The organism is Xanthomonas sp. NCPPB 1068 (assembly GCF_041479385.2).
GTDB lineage: Bacteria > Pseudomonadota > Gammaproteobacteria > Xanthomonadales > Xanthomonadaceae > Xanthomonas > Xanthomonas cannabis.
Map to the genome: position 1 here is coordinate 873,674 of NZ_CM192986.1, position 20,494 is coordinate 894,167.

Genomic DNA, 20,494 nt, shown 5'->3' on the forward strand with positions numbered 1-20,494 from the left:
GCGGCTTGGTGCTACCCGCGTGCCGTCATCGAATGCGGGTGGTCGCTCGTATCCGGTACAGGGGACGGATTGCGGGCATGACGCGCGCGTCGCGCGTCGTTGCGCAACCAGACGGTTGCCATCCGACAACAGTCATGAGGTCTACGCAATGCTGTCTCCCCGTATGTTCGCTTCGTCCCGTCGTGTGCAAGTGCATGCGTCCATCGCTGCGTTACGCCGCTCTCCATTGAGTGCTGCCGTCAGGCACTTGCTTGTCGGTGGCGCGACCTTCGCCTGCGTTGCAGCGCTTCCAGCATTCGCGCAGGAACAGCCCGCACCTGAACAGCAACAGCTCCCTACACAAACCAATCCATCGGTCTCCACCCTGGATGAAATCAAGGTGGTGGGCTATCAGGCCAGCCTGGGCAAGGCGCTCAACGTCAAGCGCAATGCCGACGCGATCGTGGATGCGATCAGCGCCGAGGATATCGGCAAGTTCCCCGATACCAATGTGGCCGAATCGTTGTCGCGCCTGTCCGGCATCACCGTGGATCGCCAGTTCGGCGAAGGCGAAAAGGTCAGCATCCTGGGTACCGATCCGGCGCTCAACCGCGTGCTGCTCAACGGGCAGACCATCGCGTCGACCAGTTGGGGCGGCGACCCCAACGACCCGGATAGCCGCTCGTTCAACTACAGCACGCTGGCGCCGGAAGTGGTGGGGCTGATGGAGGTCTATAAGACGCCGGAAGCGCGCATCGACGAAGGCTCCATCGGCGGCACGGTGATCGTGCACACGCGCAAGCCGCTGGACCTGGAGCGCAATACGCTGACCGGCACGGTGAGCTACGGCTACAACGACCGTTCCGAGGAAGGCAAACCCAACGCATCGGCGCTGTACAGCTGGAAGAAACAGGACGAAACACTTGGCGTGCTCACCTCGGTGATGCATTCGCAGCGTGTCCTGCGCCGCGACGGTGTGGAGATCTTCGGCTATGACGATGTCGCAGGTGCCGGGTTTCCGCCGGGTGTGGTCGGCAACAACACCGGCGTGTTTCCCACCTCGATCAATACCGCGCTGTTCCAGCAGACCCGCAAGCGCGACGGCGTCAGTGCGGCGCTGCAATGGAAGCCCGATGCCGACTTCGAGCTCAATCTGACCGGTTTGTACGTCAAGGAAAGCTTCGACAACTACAACCAGAGCCGCTATGGCTACTGGGGCTCCAACCCTGGCGATGCGCAGGCACTGGGTTTCGAAAATGGTGTGGCCACCTCCGGGACGTTCGGCGATCAATCCACCACATTCCTGGATGGCTACCTGCGCAACAGCGATGTCACCACCGGCAGCATCCACCTGCGTGCAGACTGGCATGGCGATGGCTGGAATGCATCGAGCCAGGTCGGTTACACCAGCTCACAAGGCGGTGCCGAGCGCATCTACGGCATCCAGTTCCGTAACCTGGCCGGCTACAGCTACAACATCGACGGGCGCCGCACCGCGATGGACTACAGCACCGACCCCACCAATGCAGCGGCGATGCAGCTCAACAACGCCTCGGCCAGCCATAGCCCGCAGTACGACAAGGAGCGTTACCTGCAGCTGGACTTCGACCATGCGGTGGAGTGGGGGCCCTTCACCCAGATCCTCACCGGCATCAAGCTCACCAACCACGCCACCGGGCAATCGTCCTACAGCCGCACCTGGGCACCGAACGATGGCAGCACGCTGGCCGATTTCTCGCCGGGCATCACGCCATCGAGCTACCTGGACGGCCTGTCCACCAGCGCCGACATGCAGCGCTGGTCCACCATCGATCGTGGCGCCATCAGCCAGTACATCAGCGGCCTGGAAGGCGATGACGGCTTGCCGATCAGCTATGCCGGCAACTACAGCATCGAAGAACAGAACCGCGCCTGGTTCCTGCAGGGCAACTTCTCCGGCGCGCGCTATCGCGGCAATATCGGCGTGCGCTACGTGCATACGCGCGACTCCACCGATGGTTTCAGCTACGCACCGGGCGGCAGCTACACACCGGTCAACTTTCTCAGCAGCTACGGCAAATGGTTGCCGTCCTTCAACATCGCCTACGACCTGCGCGACGATCTGCTGCTGCGCTTTGCCGCCTCCAAGGTCATTGCGCGGCCGCGCTACACCAACATGACCCCGTATGTGGCCACCGACGACACCACGCTGACGGCGTCCACCGGCAATCCCGGCCTGAGCCCGTACGAATCGACCAATCTGGGCGCTTCGGTCGAGTGGTACTTCTCCGACAGCAGCCTGCTCAGTGGTGAATTCTTCTCGCGCGATATCTCCAACTACATCCTGACCACGGTGCAGGACCGGGTGTTCTTCAACAACGCCACCGGTGGGTCGAGCACGTACCAGACCTCGGTGCCGACCAATGCAGGCGATGCCAAGGTGCAGGGCGTGGCGCTCAACCTGCAGCACAACTTCGGCAACGGCTTCGGCGTGGTGGCCAACTACACGTACTCCGATTCCAACACCGATGGCGATTACAGCCTGCCGTACAACTCGCGCAACGCCTACAACATCAGCCCGTATTACGAGCAGGGCAAATGGAGCGCGCGGGTCAACCTGGGCTGGCGTTCGGAATACTTCACCCAGATCGGCCGGCTCAACGGCCAGCAGATGACCGATGCGTTTACCCAGGTGGATGCCTCGTTCGGTTACCAGGCCACCGAGCGGCTACGCGTGGCGCTGGAGGCCACCAACCTGCTGGATGAAACCTACTACAGCTATATCGGCAACAAGAACCAGCCCTACTACATCTACAAGAACGGCCGCTCGTTCATGCTGAGCCTGAATTTCAAGATGTGATGGAGACGGAGCGGCTGCACGAAGCAGTCGCTCCAGCGTCGGTGCCGCACAGAGCGCAGGTCACGGCCGGCTCATCGCGTGATCAAAAGCCAGTGACACACCAGCGATGGCGCAGCCCGGCAAGGCCGCTGCGCTACTGCAACCACACAGTCACGCAGTCACGTTGCGCAGCTGCCCGGCACTGCACGGCTGTGCCGCCGAGTGCAGCCAGATCCCTGATGCGCCGCAGCGCCCGATCAAGGTGCGGCAACAGACTCCGTGCCGCCGCCGTGTCTGTCGCCGCCGCGCGCAGCAGCAATCGCGGCGATGCGTGCCCTGGCCAGTGCTTCGCCGACCTGCGGGCCTTGCAGGCCTTCGGCTGCCAGGTCGCGTGCATTGATCGCCAGGGCAGCAGCGTGCAGGCGTGTGAGTTCGGCCCCTTGCGGGTACGGCATGTCGGCGCTGCCCAGCCTGCCGCGCTTGTCGGCCTCGCACACCAGCGCCAGTTGCGCGATGCGTTCGGGCCGCCGGAATCCATCGCAGCGCACCAGCAACTCGTGCACCGTGCGATCGCGCAGTTCCGCCAGACGATGCACGTTGAGATGCTCGCGGCAGGCGGTGACCGCAAGCTGACGATGGTCCTGCGGCACCTTGAGGCGTTCGCACAGCGCCTGCAGCGGCGCGACCCCGCGCTGTTCGTGCATGACGTGGCGCGGCCATTGGTCCGGCGGGGTCAGCGCCTTGCCCAGATCGTGCGTCAACGCGGCAAAGCCGATCAGCGCATCGCCGGGTGCCAGCCGCGCGGCCATGTCGCTGACCATTTCCTGATGCACGCCGGTGTCCACTTCCGGATGAAACTCGGCACGTTGCGGCACGCCGTACAGTGCGTCGATCTCCGGCAGGATCACGCGTAGCGCATGCGTTTCATGCAGCGTGCGCAGAAACGCCGAGGGCCGGGCGCAGATCAGTGCACGGCGCAGTTCCTGCCACACACGCTCGGGCACCAGGGCGTCCAGCTCGCCGCTGGCCGCCATCTCGCGCATCAGCGCCGCCGTTTCCGGGGCGAGGCTGAAACCCAACGGCGCCAGTCGCGCCATGAAGCGCGCGGCACGCAATACCCGCACCGGGTCTTCGACGAAGGCGGGGCCTACATGCCGCAGTACCCGTGCCTGCAGGTCGCGCGCACCGCCGTATGGGTCCACCAGCTCGCCGCTGTCTTCGTCGCGTGCGATGGCGTTGATGGTGAAGTCGCGCCGCAGCAGGTCTTCTTCCAGCGTCACCGATGGATCGGCATCCACCACGAAGCCGCGGTAGCCGCGTCCGGACTTGCGCTCGGTGCGCGCCAGGGCATATTCCTCACCGCTACGCGGATGCAGGAAGACCGGGAAGTCCTTGCCCACCGGTTTGAAGCCCTGTGCCTGCATGTGTGCCTGATCGGCGCCCACCACCACCCAGTCGCGGTCGCCGGGCGGCTGGCCAAGCAATGCATCGCGGACGGCGCCGCCAACGAGATAGATCTTCATCGCCACATGATGCCCGATGCGGTGCTTGCGTCGAAACAAGGCGCGGCCAGCGCTGTCGGGTTTTGCTTGGGTGTGGTGCCCGGCGGGAGCGTCGCGTAGATATCGGTGTCTGCAAGCGATTGCTGCGGATGGATGATGCGCCAGGCGTCTGGTCTGCGACTTGGCTGCAGGGCCCTTGGCCGCCCACCGTCGCGGGACACGCCGTGAATCCGTCCATGGAGGCTCTTCTGCGGCATCCATGCCGCAGAAGGTCCCGCGACGGTGGGCGGCCAAAGGCCGGTCACGATGGTCGGTGCACCACCAAGCAGTGCGTGCATTCATTGCTCTGAGCGATCCGCCCAGTGCCCGGCCCGGTGTTGCCGTCGCATCGGTGCCGCTTGCACGGATGCGTGGCCGTGCAGTTGCAGCGCACCGAGACGATCCGCTGCGTCAGATCTTGGCGCGCTGTTCCCGCAGGCCCGTCAACTGCACGGTCCAGTCGTTCAGGCGGGCACGTTCCTGCTCCACCACGGCGGCGGGCGCGTTCTGCACGAAGGTGGCATTGCCGAGCTTGCCGTTGCACTTGCCGATCTCGCCTTCCACGCGCTTGATCTCCTTGTCCAGGCGGGTGCGCTCGGCTTCCATGTCGACCAGGCCTTCCAGCGGCACCAGCAAGGTGAGCTCGCCGACGATGGCGGTGGCGGCCGGTGGCGTGCCCTGGCCGGCGTCCAGCCAGTCGATCGTCTCCAGCTTGAGCAGGAACGACAGCTGCGAGGCGAAGCGGGCAACGCGCGGGCGGTCCTCGGCGGTGCCGGCCTGCAGCAGCAGGCGCACCTGCTTGGAGGGCGGCACGTTCAATTCGCTGCGCACGCGGCGCAATGCCGACACCATCGACTTCAGCCATTCGACATCGGCGTCTGCGCTGGCGTAGCTGCTGGTGTCCACATCGCCGACCTGCGGGAAAGCCTGCAGTGAGATCGTTGCAGCGGTGATGCCCAGGCGCGGTGCAACCTGCTGCCACAGCTCTTCGGTGACGAACGGGGTCAGCGGGTGCAGCAAACGCAGCAAGGCATCGAGCACGTACAGCAGGGTGTGGCGGGTGCTGGTCGCATCCGCGGCGTCCTCGCCGTTGAGCGCAGGCTTGGCCAGTTCCACGAACCAGTCGCAGAACGCGTTCCAGGCGAACTCGTACAGCGACTGCGCGAGCAGGTCGAAGCGGTAGTTGGCGTAATGCGCATGCGTCTCGGCGGTGACCTTGTCCAGCCGCGCCAGGATCCACTTCTCCGCTTCGGTACGCGGCTGCGGCACGCCGTTGAAGCGTGCGCCTTCGGTATTCATCAGCACGAAGCGCGTGGCATTCCACAACTTGTTGCAGAAGTTCTTGTAGCCTTCGGCGCGCCCCAGGTCGAACTTGATGTCGCGGCCGTGGGTGGCCAGCGCGGCGATGGTGAAGCGCAGCGCATCCGCACCATGGGCGATGATGCCGTCCGGAAATTCCTTGCGCGTGGCTTTTTCGATCTTTTCGGCCATGCGCGGTTGCATCAAGCCATGCGTGCGCTTGGCAACCAGCGCTTCGATGCTGATGCCGTCGATGATGTCCAGCGGGTCGAGCACGTTGCCCTTGGACTTGGACATCTTCTGGCCTTGCGCATCGCGGATCAGACCGGTGATGTAGACATCGCGGAACGGCACCTGGCCGGTGAAGCTGTCGGTGGCCATGATCATGCGCGCCACCCAGAAGAAGATGATGTCGAACCCGGTGACCAGCACGCTGGAGGGCAGATAGCGTTCGAAGCCGCGTTCGGCCATCGCGGCCGCCTCCGGCCAGCCCAGGGTGGAGAACGGCCACAGCTGCGAGGAGAACCAGGTTTCCAGCACATCGCTGTCCTGATGCAACGCGATCTCTGCGCCCAGGCCATGTTTCGCGCGCACCTCGGCTTCGTCATGGCCGACGTAATACTTGCCGGCATCGTCGAACCACGCCGGGATGCGGTGGCCCCACCACAGCTGACGGCTGATGCACCAATCCTGGATGTTCTCCATCCAGTGGCGATAGGTGTTGATCCAGTTCGGCGGCACGAACTTGACCTGGCCGCTTTCGACCAGCTCCAGGCCGCGCTTGGCCAGCGCGTCCATCTTCACGAACCATTGGTCGGTGAGATAGGGCTCGATCACCTGGCCGGTGCGATCGCCGCGCGGCACCTGCAGCTTGTGCGGCTTGGTTTCCACCAGGATGCCGAGGTCTTCCAGCTCGGACAGCACCAGCTTGCGCGCATCGTAACGATCCAGCCCGCGATAACGCTCCGGCGCGTTGTCGTTGATGGTCGCGGTAACGGTGAATAGATTGATCAACGGCAAGTCATGCCGCACACCCACCGCATAATCGTTGAAATCATGCGCAGGTGTGACCTTGACCACGCCGGTGCCGAACGCGCGGTCCACGTAATCGTCGGTGATCACCGGCACCTGGCGGCCGGTGAGCGGCAGCACGATGCGTGCGCTGTGCAGGCTGGCATAGCGCGCATCGTCCGGGTGCACCATCACCGCGGTGTCGCCCAGCATGGTTTCCGGGCGCGTGGTGGCCACCACCAAGTAGTCGCGGGTTTCGCGCAGGGTCTCGACGCCATCGGCATCGTGCTCGACGTGTTCGTAGGTCATGCCATCGGCCAGCGGGTAGCGGATCGACCACAGGAACCCGTCTTCTTCGACGTTTTCCACTTCCAGATCGGAGATGGCGGTCTTCAGCACCGGATCCCAGTTGACCAGGCGTTGGCCGCGATAGATCAGGCCCTGCTCGTACCAACGCACGAACGCTTCGTTGACCGCCGCCGACGGCTGCGGATCCATGGTGAAGGTGCTGCGCGACCAATCGCTTGAGGTCCCCAAACGGCGCATCTGGCGCTCGATGGTGTCGCCGGATTCGGCCTTCCATTCCCACACCTTGGCGATGAACCCTTCGCGCCCCAGCGAGTCGCGCGTTTCACCGTTGCCTTCCAGCGCCAGATTGCGCGACACCACCATCTCGGTGGCGATGCCGGCATGGTCGGTGCCCACCTGCCACAGCGTGTCGTAGCCGCGCATGCGGTGATAGCGCACCAGCGCATCCATCAGCGTCTGCTGAAACGCATGGCCCATGTGCAGCGTGCCGGTGACGTTCGGCGGCGGCAGCAACACGGTGTACGGCTCGCCCTTGCCGGACGGCACGAAATAGCCAGCCGCCTCCCACTGCGCATACAGGCGCGATTCGAAGGAAGCGGGGTCGTAGCTGGAGGCGAGGGTGGTCATAGAGGGGCTGGGATTCGGGAATCGGGAGTCGGGATTGGTTGCGTCATGGGGCCGGCGAGAATCACTGGCCATCCACTCGTTAACGTCAGTGTTGGTGCTGTGGAGCGAACATCGGCCGCGTTGGATTGGTCGTTGGATGTAGCCTCGGGGCGCGCAGCAATCTGCTTTGACGAATCCCCAATCCCAGCTCCCCAATCCCAGCCCCACTCACATGTCGTACTTGGTCAGTTCCAGGCCCAGGGCCTTGTATTGCTTCCAGCGTTCGCGCAGCGGTTCGCGGGCGGCGGGGTCGGCCGGCACCACTTCCAGCACGCGGTCGCAGGCGCCCAGGTACGGGTCGTCGCGCAGGTTGATCACCAGCGGGCGCGAGGGCGCGGCGAATTCGGGCGCGGCGATCAGCACCGGCGCCAGTTCGTCCTCCTCGTCGGTGCCGGCGATCTGGTGCGGCACATAGGCTTCGTCGTCGAACGCCCACAGCAGGTCGTCCAGCGCTTCGGCCTGCGCCGCATCACGGGCCAGGATCAGCGTGGGCAGGTTGGCGTCGTTGGCCTTGCGCGCCAGCTCGCAGACCAGCCGCAGCGGTTCGTTGAGGAAGCGCGGCTTGGCGATCAGATAGAAGTCGGCACGGGGCATCAGAGCAGGGATTCGTTGAGGGGGATTCGGGATTGGTAACAGCGGGTCACTGTTGCCTGCGAGTTGCTAAGGACGGCGGGATGCGTGTGCTTGCACGAATCCCGAATCTCCACTCCCCAATCACGCCGCGCCGCTTGCGGCGCGGTCCAGCAACCACTGCGTCAGCAGCCCGACCGGGCGGCCGGTGGCCATGCCGCGCTTGCCTTCGTCGCTGGCCACGCCGGCAATGTCCAGGTGCGCCCAGCGCTGGTTTTCGGTGAAGCGCGACAGGAAGCAACCTGCCGTGATCGCGCCGCCCCAGCGGCCGCCGATGTTGTAGACGTCGGCAAAGGTGGAATCCAGCAGGCCCTGGTACTCGTCCCACAGCGGCAGGCGCCAGGCGCGGTCGAACACGTGCTCGCCGGCGGCCAGCAATTCGTTGGCCAGGTCGTCGTGCTTGCTCATCAGGCCGGCGGTCTGGTGGCCCAGGGCCACCATGCAGGCGCCGGTCAGCGTAGCCACGTCCACCAGCGCTTCGGGGTTGAAGCGTTCGGCGTAGGTCAGCGCATCGCACAGGATCAGGCGGCCTTCGGCGTCGGTGTTGCCGACCTCGATGGTCTTGCCGGACATGCTGGTGATCACGTCCGACGGGCGGTACGCATTGCCGTCGATGGCGTTCTCGACCGCCGGCACCACCACCACCAGGTTGATCGGCAGCTCGGCCTTGACCGTGGCCACGAAGGTGCCGATGACGTTGGCGCCACCGCACATGTCGTACTTCATTTCCTCGATGCCGCCCTGCGTCTTGAGGTTGACGCCGCCGGTGTCGAAGGTGATGCCCTTGCCGACCAGCACATACGGACGCGCGTCGCCGCCGCCGTTCCACTTCAGCACGATCAGGCGCGGGCGGTTGGCCGAGCCGCGCGCCACCGACAGCAGCGAGCCCATGCCCAGCGCTTCCATCTGCGCCTCGTCCAGGATCTCGGCCTCGGCGCCGGGGAACCTGCCGGCAAACGCGGCCGCGGTGTCGGCCAGGTAGGCCGGGGTGCAGTAGTTCGGCGGCAGGTTGCCCAGCTCGCGGGCGAACTCCACGCCCTCGGCGGTGGCCACGCCCACGGCCAGTGCACGGGCGTCGTCGCCGGCGACGGCCAGGGTGCTCAGGCCGCTCTCGTCGACCTTCTTCTTGCCCAGGGTGGCGGTGTAGCGGTAGGCCGCGTGGTCGCTGACGGTCACCGCCTGGCGGATGTTCCAGGCGGCATCGCGGGCCTTGACGGTCAGCTCGGTCAGGGTGAGCAGGGCGGTGCCGACCGCGCCGGTCTTCAGCGCACGGGTCGCATCGCCGATGGCCTTCAGGTAGGGCGCCACGCCGAACTTGCCGGCTTCGCCCAGCCCCACCACCAGCACGCGCGGGGCGCTGACGCCCGGCAGGTCATGGACCAGCGTGGTGCTGCCGGTCTTGCCGGTCACGTCGCCGCGTGCCACCAGGGCGCTCAGACGGCCCTGGCTGGCGCTGTCCAGCGCCTGGGCGGCAGGCGAAAGGGTCTTGTCGGCGAACACGCCAACCACGATGCAGTCGACGGCAGCGCTTGCCGGCGCGTCTTGGTTCAGGGTGAATTGCAGGGCCATTGATCAGATTCCGTAGGCAAATCCGTACAATCGCGGGCTGTTTACGCCAACCGGACTAGGCTGGCGGCGCCGCGAACGAATCCGAGAGTTTAAAACAAGCCCACCCCATGCCGAAGCTCGATCGATACCTGCTTAGCGATTTCACCCAGAGCTTCCTGGCCACCTTGATCGTGCTGCTGGTCGTCAGCGTCGGCGGTGTGCTGGTGGATATCCTCGGCAATATCGCCGACGGCCGCATCCCCGCTCGCTTGCTGCTGTCGCAGGTGGGCCTGCAGTTCGTGGCCTACCTGCCCATCATCCTGCCGCTGGCGCTGATGCTGGGCCTGTTGCTGGCGCTGGCGCGGCTGTACCGCGATTCAGAAATGGCCGTCATCACCGCCATTGGCGTGGGCCCCAGGCGCTTGTTGCGGCCGATGCTGATGCTGGTGGTACCGGTGGTGGCCATCATCGGGCTGTGTTCGCTGTGGTTGGGCCCCTGGGCCAGCCGCACCGCCGAGACCATGCTGGAAGACGCCAACCGCAGCGTGCTGATGGCCGGCCTGGAGTCGGGCAAGTTCACCCCGCTGTCCGGCGGCGGCGTGGTCTACCTGACCACGATTTCGGCCGACGGCAAGGGCCTGGGCAAGGTGTTCCTGCAGCGCCAGAAGGACGACCGCATCGATGTGGTCACCGCGCAACGCGGGGCGATGTTCTTCGAAGGCAAGACCGACCGCTACCTGCGCCTGGAAGACGGCTACCGCATCGAGGGCCCGGCCGCAGGCGCCACACTGGATTACCGCCTGATGAAGTTCGCCAGCAACGACGTGGCGCTACCCGACCGCACCCAGGTACACGATGCCAACGACCCGGAAGTGATGTGGACCACCCAGTTGCTCAGCGATGAACGCCCGGCCGCGCGTGCCCAGCTGCACGAGCGTCTGGCGCCGCCGCTGCTGGCGCTGGCCTTTGCCCTGCTGACCCTGCCGCTGTCGCGCAGCGCGCCGCGCCAGCAGCGCTATGGCCGGATCATGCTGGCGTTCCTGGCGTACATGGTCGGCACCAATCTGATGATCGTCGGCACCCAGTGGATCGCCAACGGCAAGACCCCGGCCGCGCTGGGCCTGTGGTGGCTGACCCTGCCGCTGCTGGGCGTGGCGATCTGGGCATATGCGCGCGATGGCCGCGTGCGTCGGCCGAGGGTGCGCGCATGAGGCTGATGCCGCGGGTCCACGATTGGTATGTCGGTCGGGTGGTGTTGTTCACCGTGCTGCTGACCTGGGCGGTGCTGTTGGGCCTGGACCTGGTCAATGCGTTTGCCAGCGAAGCCAAGAGCATCGGGCAGGGCAGCTACAGCTTCGGGCATGCGGTGGCCTATGTGGCCTATACCGTGCCGCGCCGGGCCTACACCTTGTTCCCCACCGCCGCCGTCATCGGCGCCCTGATGGGCCTGGGCCAGTTGGCGGCAACCTCGGAATTGACCGCGCTGCGTGCGCTGGGCGTGTCGCGCAAGCGCATGTCCGCCTCGGTGGTGGCCGCAATGGCGCTGCTGACCGCAGGCATGGTGATCAGTGGCGAGACGATCGGGCCATGGGCCCAGAACCAGGCCGACACGCTCAAGACCAGCGCGCGCTACAACAGCAATATGGCGATGGCGCGCTACTCGGGCCTGTGGGCGCGCGAGGGCGACACCTTCCTCAATGCACTCAGCGGCGAAGAAAAGCTGCTCGAGGGCGGCGGTACCGCGCTGGCCCTGCACGACGTGCGCCTGTATCACCTGGACGCCAGCGGCCGCATGCAGCAACTGACCTACGCAGCGGTGGCCGAGCACCGTGACGGCCGCTGGACCTTGCACCAGGTGCGCCGAGATACCTTCCAGGAACGCTCGGTGCAGCGCGAAACCTTCCCGGAACTGCCCTGGCAGTCGCAGCTGAGTCCTGCGGCGCTGGCGGCCGGACTGGCCAAGCCGCGCAATCTCTCGGCCCACGAACTGCAGCAGAGCATCGAGTACCGGCGCCGCAACGGCCTGGACGCGCGCGATTACGAAGACCAGTACTGGAGTCGCTGGTTCTACCCGCTCAACGTGCTGGCGCTGTGCATGGCGGCCATCCCGTTTTCGTTCGGCTCGCTGCGCAGCGGTGGTCTGGGCAAACGCCTGTTCCTGGGCATCCTGTTTGCACTGGGATTCTGGCTGCTGCAGCTGTTCTTCGGCCGCATGGCCGGTGCACTCAAGCTGGACTACCGCATCGCCTACGCATTGCCGCCGATGGTGATGCTGGGGGTGTCGGTGTGGTTGTTCAGGCGACGCAGTAGTTGAGCCGCGCAGCGCAGGCCTTGCCCGATGCCGACCGACGTGCGCTTGCGCAGGCGGTCAGCGAGGTACTGCATTATCTGTGGGATCCGATCGGAGTTGCGGGCGTGCCGCAGGCGCGTGATGAGTACGACAGCTATGTTCCCGAAATATGCACGCTGCTCTGGCAGGGTGCTGATCAGGCAACGGTCGCCACGACCCTGCGTGAGATCTCCGGGCAGCGCATGGGTCTTGACGACACGGACGCTTTAGCCGAGCAGGCGGCCCGCCGTTTGATGGCGTGGCGCGAGGTCATCACCCGTTAGAGGGGTGGGGAAATCCGTCAGGCATACTGGCTGGCCGGTTCCGGCAGCCGACGCGCCGCCGTTCATTAGGTGAGCGCGTGTTCGACCTCGCACGTGCGGGCAGGTCCCCGAGGCGGCTGCGTAGTGCCCTTGCCAGCGCATGCCGTTGACAGGCTCACAGGAGCTCGCTGGTATCCGCAATCGGCATGTCGCAAAACGGCCACTCAGCCGCAGCACATTCCCCTAACTAGCATTAGCTGGCGACGTGTTGGTTGTGGCTAATGCTTGGGAATGCGCTCCAGCCGGGTGCCACTCGCACGGTCATGCCAGGTCAGGCGCTCGCGATCCAGCCATGCCCACCAGAATCCGGCGCCGCCCAGCATCAGCGACAGCGTGCCCACTGCATAACGCATCCAGGCCTGTCGCCAGCTGGGTGATGGCCCTTGCAGCTGCAGTCGCCACGGGCGCATGCCCAGGGTCTGCCCACCGCGCCGCCAGCTCACCGTGGCGTAGATTCCGCCGGCGACCCAGCAGCACAGCCACAGCAGCCACTGCCAGCTGCTGAAGGGAGCGATGTTTTCGCGCGCCGGGTGCCCGGCGAGCGTAAAGCCCAGCGTGAACGCGGCGGAGATCAGCATCGACAGCGCCAGCACCGGCCAGGCGTCGTAGCACAGCGCCAGCAGTCGCCAGCCCACCAGGGCGGGGGGTCGTGCAACGCGAGGCGACGGGATCGAGGTCATGGCGCGAGCATAGCGGCCGGCAGGCACGGCGCAACGCTGCGCTGCGGTGACGGCGATCCGAGCGAGCACGTGCTGCGCCATCGCTACATCGCGCCGCGCCAGGCGTCTCGATCGGGCGCGTGCCTATGCCCAGCGTCTGCCTGCCGTGGTGCCGGCCCGCGGCGCGTAGACCGCCGCATTCCCGCCATACCGCTGCCGGTTGTCGGTCTCTGTGCAGGTGACGCGGTCGGTCAAGCCTGGCAAGGCCGTTTGGCGCAGCGGCATCACGACGCCGCGCTTCCAGGCAGGCTGCGTGCAGGCGACATCCAGCGCAGCGCCCCTCAGCCGCGCCGCCCGTTATGCTGTTGCGATGTCAGCCAGCAGTCCCGCCGAACGCCGCCAGCTTGCCCAGCAGTTGCCACCTGTCCAGGCGGCCGACGCCGCGGCCATCGAGCGCTTTCTGGATCGGTTGTGGGCCGAACAGGGCGTGGCGCGGCAGACCCTGGAGAGCTACCGGCGCGATCTGGAGGGGCTGGCACGCTGGCGCGATGGTGCCGGCGGCGGCCTGCTCGGCGTCGACCGCGCGGTGTTGTTCGACTATCTGCGCTGGCGCACCGAGGCGCGGTATTCGCCGCGCAGCAATGCCCGGCTGTTGTCGACCTTGCGCGCCTTCTACGGCCTGTGCCTGCGCGATGGCGTGCGCAGCGACGACCCCACCACGCTGCTGGACCCGCCGCGATTGCCGCGCTCGCTGCCCAAGGCGCTGACCGAAACCCAGATCGATGCCTTGCTGGCCGCGCCCGACATCCAGACGCCGCTCGGCCTGCGCGACCGCGCCATGCTCGAGCTGATGTATGCGGCCGGGCTGCGGGTCAGCGAGCTGGTCACGCTGCCGGCGGTGGGCGTCAACCTGCGCCAGGGCGTGCTGCGCGTCACCGGCAAGGGCAGCAAGGAGCGCCTGGTGCCGCTGGGCGAGGAATCGCAGCACTGGCTGGAACGCTATCTGCGCGAGGCGCGCACGCTGCTGGCCGACGGGAAGCCGGTACCCGCCGTGGACGGGCAAGTGCCCCTGTTCATCGACGCTGCGCGGCAGCCGCCCAGCCGCCAGCAGTTCTGGTCGCTGGTCAAACGCTACGCGGCGCTGGCCGGCATCGACCCGGCAACGGTCAGCCCGCACGGCCTGCGGCATAGCTTTGCGACCCATCTGCTCAACCATGGCGCCGACCTGCGCGCGCTGCAGATGCTGTTGGGCCACAGCTCGCTGTCCACCACCCAGATCTACACGCTGGTCGCACGGCAGCACCTGCAGACGCTGCATGCCAGGCATCACCCGCGCGGCTAGCCAGGTGTTGCCGGGACGGCGCCGTCGCCTGCACCCGCGTTCCCCGAGGATCGATGGTGCCGGTCGCGCAGTTGGCAGCGCCCGCGGGCCTGCGGTGCATGCCCGGCGTACGAACCCACCGGCTGGCGAACGAACAAACTGTCGCGGCCGCTGCCTGGCTTCATCTGCCCTGTGCGAGAATCCAGCCACCCCATTCCACTGGATGCGTGAATGTATCGTCTTGCCATCGCCGCACTGCTGGGCGCCCTCAGCCTCACCGCCTGCGCGCAATCCTCGCAGCCCGCGGCAAGCAACGCTGGCGCCAAGCCGGCCGCCACCGCGCCTGCCGCCGCCGGCAATGTGGATCAGCGTGTGGGCGCGGCGCTCAAGGCGCTGGACCCGGACTTCAAGCCCGACTACATCGGCGCCGCGCCGTTCCCCGGCTTCCGCGAAGTGGTGGTCGGTGGGCAGGTGCTGTACGTCAGCGATGATGGCCGCTACCTGATCCAGGCCCAGCCGTTCGACATCCAGAACAAGCAGTTCGCGGCCAGCCCGGGCCTGCTGGCCTATCGGCGCAAGCAGCTGGACACCGTGCCCAAGGCCGATCGCATCGTGTTCGCGCCGGCCAACCCGAAGTACACCGTCACCGTCTTCACCGACGTGGAGTGCGGCTACTGCCGCAAGCTGCACAGCGAGATCGGCGAGCTCAACAAGCAGGGCATCGCCGTGGAATACCTGGCGTTCCCGCGCATGGGGCTGGGCAGCCAGGACCACAAGGAAATGATTGCGGTCTGGTGTGCGGCCGATCGCAAGCAGGCGCTCACCGCCGCCAAGTCCGGCCAGTCGGTGGCGTCCAAGGACTGCAAGAACCCGGTGTCGATGGAATACACGCTGGGCCAGCGCCTGGGCGTCAATGGCACCCCGGCGATCTTTGCACCGGACGGGACCCAGCTCGGTGGCTACCTGCCGCCGGCGCAGTTGCGTGAAGCGCTGGAAAAGCGTGCCGTGACCACGGCGGGCGGCAGCCGCTGAGGCGGGCTCAGCCCTGATCATCGCGGCGCCTCGCCGATGGCGCCGTCGCGGTAATGGTCTGTGCAATGACAAAGGCCCGGGTGCGTCCGCATCCGGGCCTTTGCTATTAACGGCGATGGAACGCCATCTGGCCACATCCCCTACTGCGGCCCGCGCAACACACCGGCATGCGCATGGGCATGCGCCAGCGCAAAGGCCTGCCTGACGATTCCGACTCCCGACTCCCGACTCCCGACTCCCCATTCCCCATTCCCCATTCCCCATTCCCCATTCCCGATCCGTAACACCGCACACCCGACCGACGCCGACCCACCGGCTCCGTTACAATCTGCAGCCCCGTTTCTGACACGGTTCCCCGGACATGATGGTCCTCGAGGGCGCTTCCGCCCTTTCGCCGTTCCGCCGCGCTCGGCTCGAAACCCGCCTGCAAACCCTCGTTCCCGCGCTGCGCATCACTGGCGCCTGGCACGTGTACTTCATCCGCGCCGAAGCCGGGCAAGCGCCCGATCAAGCCACCTTGCAGCGGATCCTGCAGGCCGACGCCGCCCCCGCGCCATGCGACGCGGATGCCTCCTCGCGCTATGTGGTCCCGCGGCTGGGCACGCTGTCGCCGTGGTCCAGCAAGGCCACCGAACTGGTGCGCGGCGCCGGGCAGCCGATCCAGCGCGTGGAACGCGGCACCCGCATCGACCTGGCCGGCTGGCCGGAGGACGCGGCCGCGCAGGCTGCCGTGGCCAAGCTGCTGCACGACCCGATGACGCAGTCGCTGCTTGGCTCGGCCGCCGCTGCCGAGGCGCTGTTCAACGTGCCCGACCCGGGCCAGTTGCAACGCGTGCCGCTGGACGCGCTGGAGCAGGCCAACCGCGACCTGGGCCTGGCGCTGGCGCAGGACGAGATCGACTACCTGCGCGAGCGCTTCGCCGCGCTGGGGCGCGACCCGGCCGATGTCGAACTGATGATGTTCGCCCAGGCCAATTCCGAGCATTGCCGGCACAAGATCTTCAATGCCAGCTGGACCATCGACGGCAAGCCGCAGGAGCGCTCGCTGTTCCGCATGATCAAGCACACCCACCAGCAGACCCCGCAGCACACCTTGTCCGCCTACAGCGACAACGCGGCGGTGGTGGAAGGCGTGCCGGCCGCGCGCTATCGCCCGGACCCGGTCAGCGGCGAGTACCGCAGCGAGGCGGTGCTGCCGTCGGCCTTCGCGATCAAGGTGGAAACGCATAACCACCCCACCGCGATCGCGCCATTCCCCGGTGCGGCCACCGGCGCGGGCGGCGAGATTCGCGACGAGGGCGCCACCGGCCGCGGCGGCAAGCCCAAGGCAGGCCTGACCGGGTTTTCGGTGTCGCACCTGCGCATTCCGACCCTGCCGCAGCCGTGGGAAGCGCCGCGCGCGCTGAACCCGCGCATGGCGCCGGCGCTGGACATCATGCTCGACGGCCCGCTCGGCGGCGCGGCCTTCAACAACGAATTCGGCCGGCCCAACCTGCTCGGCTATTTCCGCAGTTTCGAGCTTGCCGAAGGCCCGGGCCTGACCCGCGCCTACGACAAACCCATCATGCTGGCCGGTGGCCTGGGCGCGATCGATCGCAACCAGGTCGAAAAGCTGCGCCTGCAGCCGGGCGATGCGGTGATCGTGCTGGGCGGCCCGGCGATGCTGATCGGCCTGGGCGGTGGTGCGGCCAGTTCGGTAGCGGCCGGCGACAGCGCCGAGGCGCTGGATTTCGCCAGCGTGCAGCGCGAAAACCCGGAAATGGAGCGCCGCTGCCAGGAGGTCATCGACCGCTGCGTGGCGCTGGGCGTCGACAACCCGATCCGCTGGTTCCACGACGTGGGCGCGGGCGGCCTGTCCAACGCCATTCCCGAGCTGCTGCACGACTCCGGCGTGGGCGGCATCATCGACCTGGGCCGCGTGCTCACCGACGACCCCTCGCTGTCGCCGCTGGAACTGTGGTGCAACGAATCGCAGGAACGCTATGTGCTCGGCGTGCCGCAGGCGCGCCTGGAAGAATTCGCCGCCATCTGCGCCCGCGAACGCTGCCCCTTCGCCGCAGTCGGCGTGGCCACGGCCGAGGAGCGGCTGGTGGTGGGGTATGGGACGTTGGACGCTGGAACTCGGGACCCGGGACCCGGGGCCCGGGAAGAGCAAACGCAACAGCTTGCGTCGGAAGGTGCTGCGATACCGACGGCAGCGCGGGACGCCGCCGTTACGGGTCCCGGGTCCCGGGTCCCGGGTCCCGGCTCCTCCAACGATCTCCCCATCGACCTCCCAATGGACGTGCTCTTCGGCAAGGCGCCGAAGATGCATCGCGATGCCGTGCATCCGCCGGCGCCGCAGTGGCCGGTGTTGCAGACCGCCTCGCTGGACCTGCAGCAGGCCGGCCTGCGCGTGCTGGCGCATCCCACCGTGGCGTCCAAGAGTTTTCTGGTCACCATCGGCGACCGCAGCGTGGGCGGGTTGACTGCGCGCGAGCAGATGATCGGGCCGTGGCAGCTGCCGCTGGCCGATTGCGCGATCACCCTGGCCGGCTTCGACACCTTCGAAGGCGAGGTGATGTCGATCGGCGAGCGCACCCCGCTGGCACTGTTGAACGCCGCTGCGTCCGCACGCATGGCAGTGGGCGAGGCGATCACCAACCTGTGCGCTGCCCCGGTGCAGCGGCTGGACAGCATCAAGCTCTCGGCCAACTGGATGGCCGCCGCCGGCCACAACGGCGAAGACGCGCTGTTGTACGACGCCGTGCGCGCAATCGGCATGGAGCTGTGCCCTGCGCTCGAACTGAGCGTGCCGGTAGGCAAGGACTCGCTGTCGATGCAGGCGCAGTGGGTGACGGGCGGGACCCGGGACCCGGGACCCGGGACTCGGGAAAAGCAACCGCAAACGCAAGAGCGTGAATCAGCGTCGTTCGCCGATGGCGCCTCCGTCGCCGCCGATCCTGCTGTTCCGGGTCCCGGGTCTCGGGTCCCGGGTCCCGTCATTACCCACAAGAGCGTTTCACCGGTCTCGCTGATCATCAGCGCCTTTGCGCCGGTCGGCGATGTGCGCCGGCAGTTGACGCCGTTGTTGCGCAACGACGAAGAGAGCGAGCTGTGGTTGATCGGGCTGGGTGGCGGCAAGCAGCGTCTGGGTGGCTCGGTGCTGGCGCAGGTGTATGCCGATGACGCGGCGTTGCCGGCGTTTGGCGGCGAAGTGCCGGACCTGGACGATGCGCAGCGGCTGCGCAGCTTCTTTGAGCTGATTGGCGATGCACGCGAGAGCGGTCTGCTGCTGGCGTACCACGACCGCAGCGATGGCGGTGCGTTTGCGGCGCTGTGCGAGATGGCGTTCGCGTCGCGTCAGGGCCTGGACATCACCCTGGATGCATGGGGCGAGGACGCATTCCGTAGCCTGTTCAACGAAGAGCTCGGTGCGGTGGTGCAGATCGCCAGCGAAGACCGCGCCGCGTTCGCCGATCTGGTCGAGCGCCACGCCTTGACCGAATGCGCGCAGCGCATTGCACGCCCCACCGGCGCGCCGCGCATCCGCGTGAGCGGGCAGGGCCGCGTGCTGGCCGAATGGCGCTGGGAAGAGTTGTTCGACGCGTGGTGGTCGGTGACCCATGCCATGCAGAAGCTGCGCGACAACCCCGATAGCGCCGACGAAGAACGCGCGCTGGCGCGCGATTTCCAGGCGCCCGGGCTGCGTCCGAAACTGGTGTTCGACCCCTCGGAAGATGTGGCGGCGCCGTTCGTGGCCACCGGTGCGCGGCCCAAGGTGGCGATCCTGCGCGAGCAGGGCGTCAACGGGCAGATCGAAATGGCCTACAACTTCGAGCGCGCCGGTTTCCGCGCCTACGACGTGCACATGAGCGACCTGATCGGAGGCCGCGTGGAGTTGAGCGAGTTCGTCGGCTTCGCAGCGTGCGGCGGTTTCAGCTACGGCGACGTGCTGGGTGCCGGGCGTGGCTGGGCAACCTCGATCCTGGAGCGTTCGGCATTGCGCGATGCGTTTGCCGCATTCTTTGCGCGGGGCGATACGTTCGCGCTGGGCGTGTGCAATGGCTGCCAGATGCTCAGCCAGCTCAAGGACATCATTCCCGGTGCCGAGCATTGGCCGCGCTTTCTGCGCAACCGCAGCGAACAGTTCGAAGCACGCACCGCGCTGCTGGAAGTGGTGGAATCGCCGTCGATCTTCCTGCGCGGCATGGCCGGTTCGCGGATTCCGGTGGCGGTGGCGCACGGCGAAGGCCGGGCCGAGTTCGAGACTGCCGTGGACCAGGCCGCCGCGCGCGTGGCCTTGCGTTTCGTCGATGGCGACGGCGCAGCGGCCTTGCGTTACCCGCTCAATCCGAACGGCTCGCCGGACGGCATCACCGGGCTGACCAGCACCGATGGCCGCGCCACCATCCTGATGCCGCATCCCGAGCGCACCCCACGCACGGCGAACCTGAGTTGGCATCCGGCCGACTGGGGCGATGATTCGCCGTGGCTGCGGATGTTCCGCAACGCGCGCGTCTGGTGCGGCTGATGGCTGCACGCCGCGCGCGCTGACCCGGGCGCGCGGCGATCCGGCTGCATTTGGCGCAAGCCGTGCGGCCGGCGCGGGAACCAGCCGCATGCCGGCCGATTGCCGGAACCAGCCGGGTGAGCGACGGACGTCGCCCGCTGCCAGCGCCATCATTCACGGCCGTGTGCAGCCCTGCGCGCGGCCGTTGTCGTTTGTGCGATGGCCTGACATCGGCGTTCGCCAGGCGCGCCGCGTGGTGGCAGCGATGTCCCTGCGCCGGTGATTGATGGCGCCCGCTGGGCGGCCAGCGCGACCGCTGCGCCGTGATACCTGCTGCGCCGGGCCTGGCGCGGGGCCGGCCAGCAGACAGCCGAGCCGCACCCCGCACTCCGCGCCCCACCCCGACCGCCCACGGCCTCCAGCAGATCGAAGCGCAAGCGCGCTGCGCGATGCCGGTCTGCAGGCGCGTGGAGATCGTATGCAAGTAAATAAAAACGCCGGAACGTGGTATTTTTTAAGTAACTAATAAAAATACTA

The 20,494-nt window shown here is 67.0% G+C and carries 12 protein-coding genes; 7 read left to right on the forward strand and 5 right to left on the reverse strand.

The window, feature by feature from the left end:
* Positions 1 to 148: 148 nt before the first annotated feature.
* Complete coding sequence (locus ACCQ12_RS03695; protein WP_372382978.1) at positions 149 to 2,818, forward strand: TonB-dependent receptor; 2,670 nt, start codon at positions 149 to 151, stop codon at positions 2,816 to 2,818.
* A 236-nt stretch (positions 2,819 to 3,054) separates the two neighbouring features.
* On the opposite strand, the gene ACCQ12_RS03700 is transcribed toward ACCQ12_RS03695, so the two are convergent.
* From ACCQ12_RS03700 to ACCQ12_RS03715, 4 genes are all read right to left on the reverse strand, one after another.
* On the reverse strand, positions 3,055 to 4,320 hold the full coding sequence (locus tag ACCQ12_RS03700; protein ID WP_372382979.1) for a multifunctional CCA addition/repair protein: 1,266 nt from the start codon (positions 4,318 to 4,320) through the stop codon (positions 3,055 to 3,057).
* Positions 4,321 to 4,749: 429 nt separating this feature from the next.
* Positions 4,750 to 7,584, reverse strand: coding sequence for a valine--tRNA ligase (locus ACCQ12_RS03705; protein ID WP_372382980.1), 2,835 nt, complete (start codon positions 7,582 to 7,584; stop codon positions 4,750 to 4,752).
* 207 nt (positions 7,585 to 7,791) lie between these two features.
* Complete coding sequence (locus ACCQ12_RS03710; RefSeq protein WP_047697096.1) at positions 7,792 to 8,217, reverse strand: DNA polymerase III subunit chi; 426 nt, start codon at positions 8,215 to 8,217, stop codon at positions 7,792 to 7,794.
* Positions 8,218 to 8,337: 120 nt separating this feature from the next.
* Positions 8,338 to 9,822: a leucyl aminopeptidase gene (locus ACCQ12_RS03715; protein WP_372382981.1), complete on the reverse strand. Its 1,485-nt coding sequence runs from the start codon at positions 9,820 to 9,822 to the stop codon at positions 8,338 to 8,340.
* Between the two features lie 107 nt (positions 9,823 to 9,929).
* Between ACCQ12_RS03715 and lptF the strand changes: the two genes are divergently transcribed.
* The 3 genes from lptF (at position 9,930) to ACCQ12_RS03730 (ending at position 12,414) form a co-directional block, all read left to right on the forward strand.
* A complete protein-coding gene (lptF, locus tag ACCQ12_RS03720; protein WP_372382982.1) occupies positions 9,930 to 11,012 on the forward strand; it encodes an LPS export ABC transporter permease LptF in 1,083 nt (360 codons plus the stop codon).
* Complete coding sequence (lptG, locus tag ACCQ12_RS03725) at positions 11,009 to 12,115, forward strand: LPS export ABC transporter permease LptG (protein WP_047697090.1); 1,107 nt, start codon at positions 11,009 to 11,011, stop codon at positions 12,113 to 12,115. The genes lptF and lptG overlap by 4 nt, the downstream gene beginning before the upstream one ends.
* 101 nt (positions 12,116 to 12,216) lie before the next feature.
* Positions 12,217 to 12,414, forward strand: a complete 198-nt coding sequence (locus tag ACCQ12_RS03730) for a hypothetical protein (RefSeq protein ID WP_184390042.1) — start codon at positions 12,217 to 12,219, stop codon at positions 12,412 to 12,414.
* Positions 12,415 to 12,671: 257 nt separating this feature from the next.
* On the opposite strand, the gene ACCQ12_RS03735 is transcribed toward ACCQ12_RS03730, so the two are convergent.
* Entirely contained in the window at positions 12,672 to 13,133 is a 462-nt protein-coding gene (locus tag ACCQ12_RS03735; protein WP_184371619.1) for an RDD family protein, read from the reverse strand.
* 349 nt (positions 13,134 to 13,482) lie between these two features.
* Between ACCQ12_RS03735 and xerD the strand changes: the two genes are divergently transcribed.
* From xerD to purL, 3 genes are all read left to right on the forward strand, one after another.
* On the forward strand, positions 13,483 to 14,454 hold the full coding sequence (xerD, locus tag ACCQ12_RS03740) for a site-specific tyrosine recombinase XerD (protein WP_047697277.1): 972 nt from the start codon (positions 13,483 to 13,485) through the stop codon (positions 14,452 to 14,454).
* Between the two features lie 210 nt (positions 14,455 to 14,664).
* Positions 14,665 to 15,465, forward strand: coding sequence for a DsbC family protein (locus ACCQ12_RS03745; protein WP_047697084.1), 801 nt, complete (start codon positions 14,665 to 14,667; stop codon positions 15,463 to 15,465).
* 361 nt (positions 15,466 to 15,826) lie between these two features.
* Positions 15,827 to 19,978, forward strand: a complete 4,152-nt coding sequence (purL, locus tag ACCQ12_RS03750; RefSeq protein ID WP_372382983.1) for a phosphoribosylformylglycinamidine synthase — start codon at positions 15,827 to 15,829, stop codon at positions 19,976 to 19,978.
* The last annotated feature ends 516 nt before the right edge of the window (positions 19,979 to 20,494 follow it).

Coding starts and splice junctions, on each gene's coding strand:
- ACCQ12_RS03695 (WP_372382978.1), top strand. CDS start 149: ATGCTGTCTCCCCGTATGTTCGCTTCGTCCCGTCGTGTGCAAGTGCAT.
- ACCQ12_RS03700 (WP_372382979.1), bottom strand. CDS start 4,320: ATGAAGATCTATCTCGTTGGCGGCGCCGTCCGCGATGCATTGCTTGGC.
- ACCQ12_RS03705 (WP_372382980.1), bottom strand. CDS start 7,584: ATGACCACCCTCGCCTCCAGCTACGACCCCGCTTCCTTCGAATCGCGC.
- ACCQ12_RS03710 (WP_047697096.1), bottom strand. CDS start 8,217: ATGCCCCGTGCCGACTTCTATCTGATCGCCAAGCCGCGCTTCCTCAAC.
- ACCQ12_RS03715 (WP_372382981.1), bottom strand. CDS start 9,822: ATGGCCCTGCAATTCACCCTGAACCAAGACGCGCCGGCAAGCGCTGCC.
- lptF (WP_372382982.1), top strand. CDS start 9,930: ATGCCGAAGCTCGATCGATACCTGCTTAGCGATTTCACCCAGAGCTTC.
- lptG (WP_047697090.1), top strand. CDS start 11,009: ATGAGGCTGATGCCGCGGGTCCACGATTGGTATGTCGGTCGGGTGGTG.
- ACCQ12_RS03735 (WP_184371619.1), bottom strand. CDS start 13,133: ATGACCTCGATCCCGTCGCCTCGCGTTGCACGACCCCCCGCCCTGGTG.
- xerD (WP_047697277.1), top strand. CDS start 13,483: ATGTCAGCCAGCAGTCCCGCCGAACGCCGCCAGCTTGCCCAGCAGTTG.
- ACCQ12_RS03745 (WP_047697084.1), top strand. CDS start 14,665: ATGTATCGTCTTGCCATCGCCGCACTGCTGGGCGCCCTCAGCCTCACC.
- purL (WP_372382983.1), top strand. CDS start 15,827: ATGATGGTCCTCGAGGGCGCTTCCGCCCTTTCGCCGTTCCGCCGCGCT.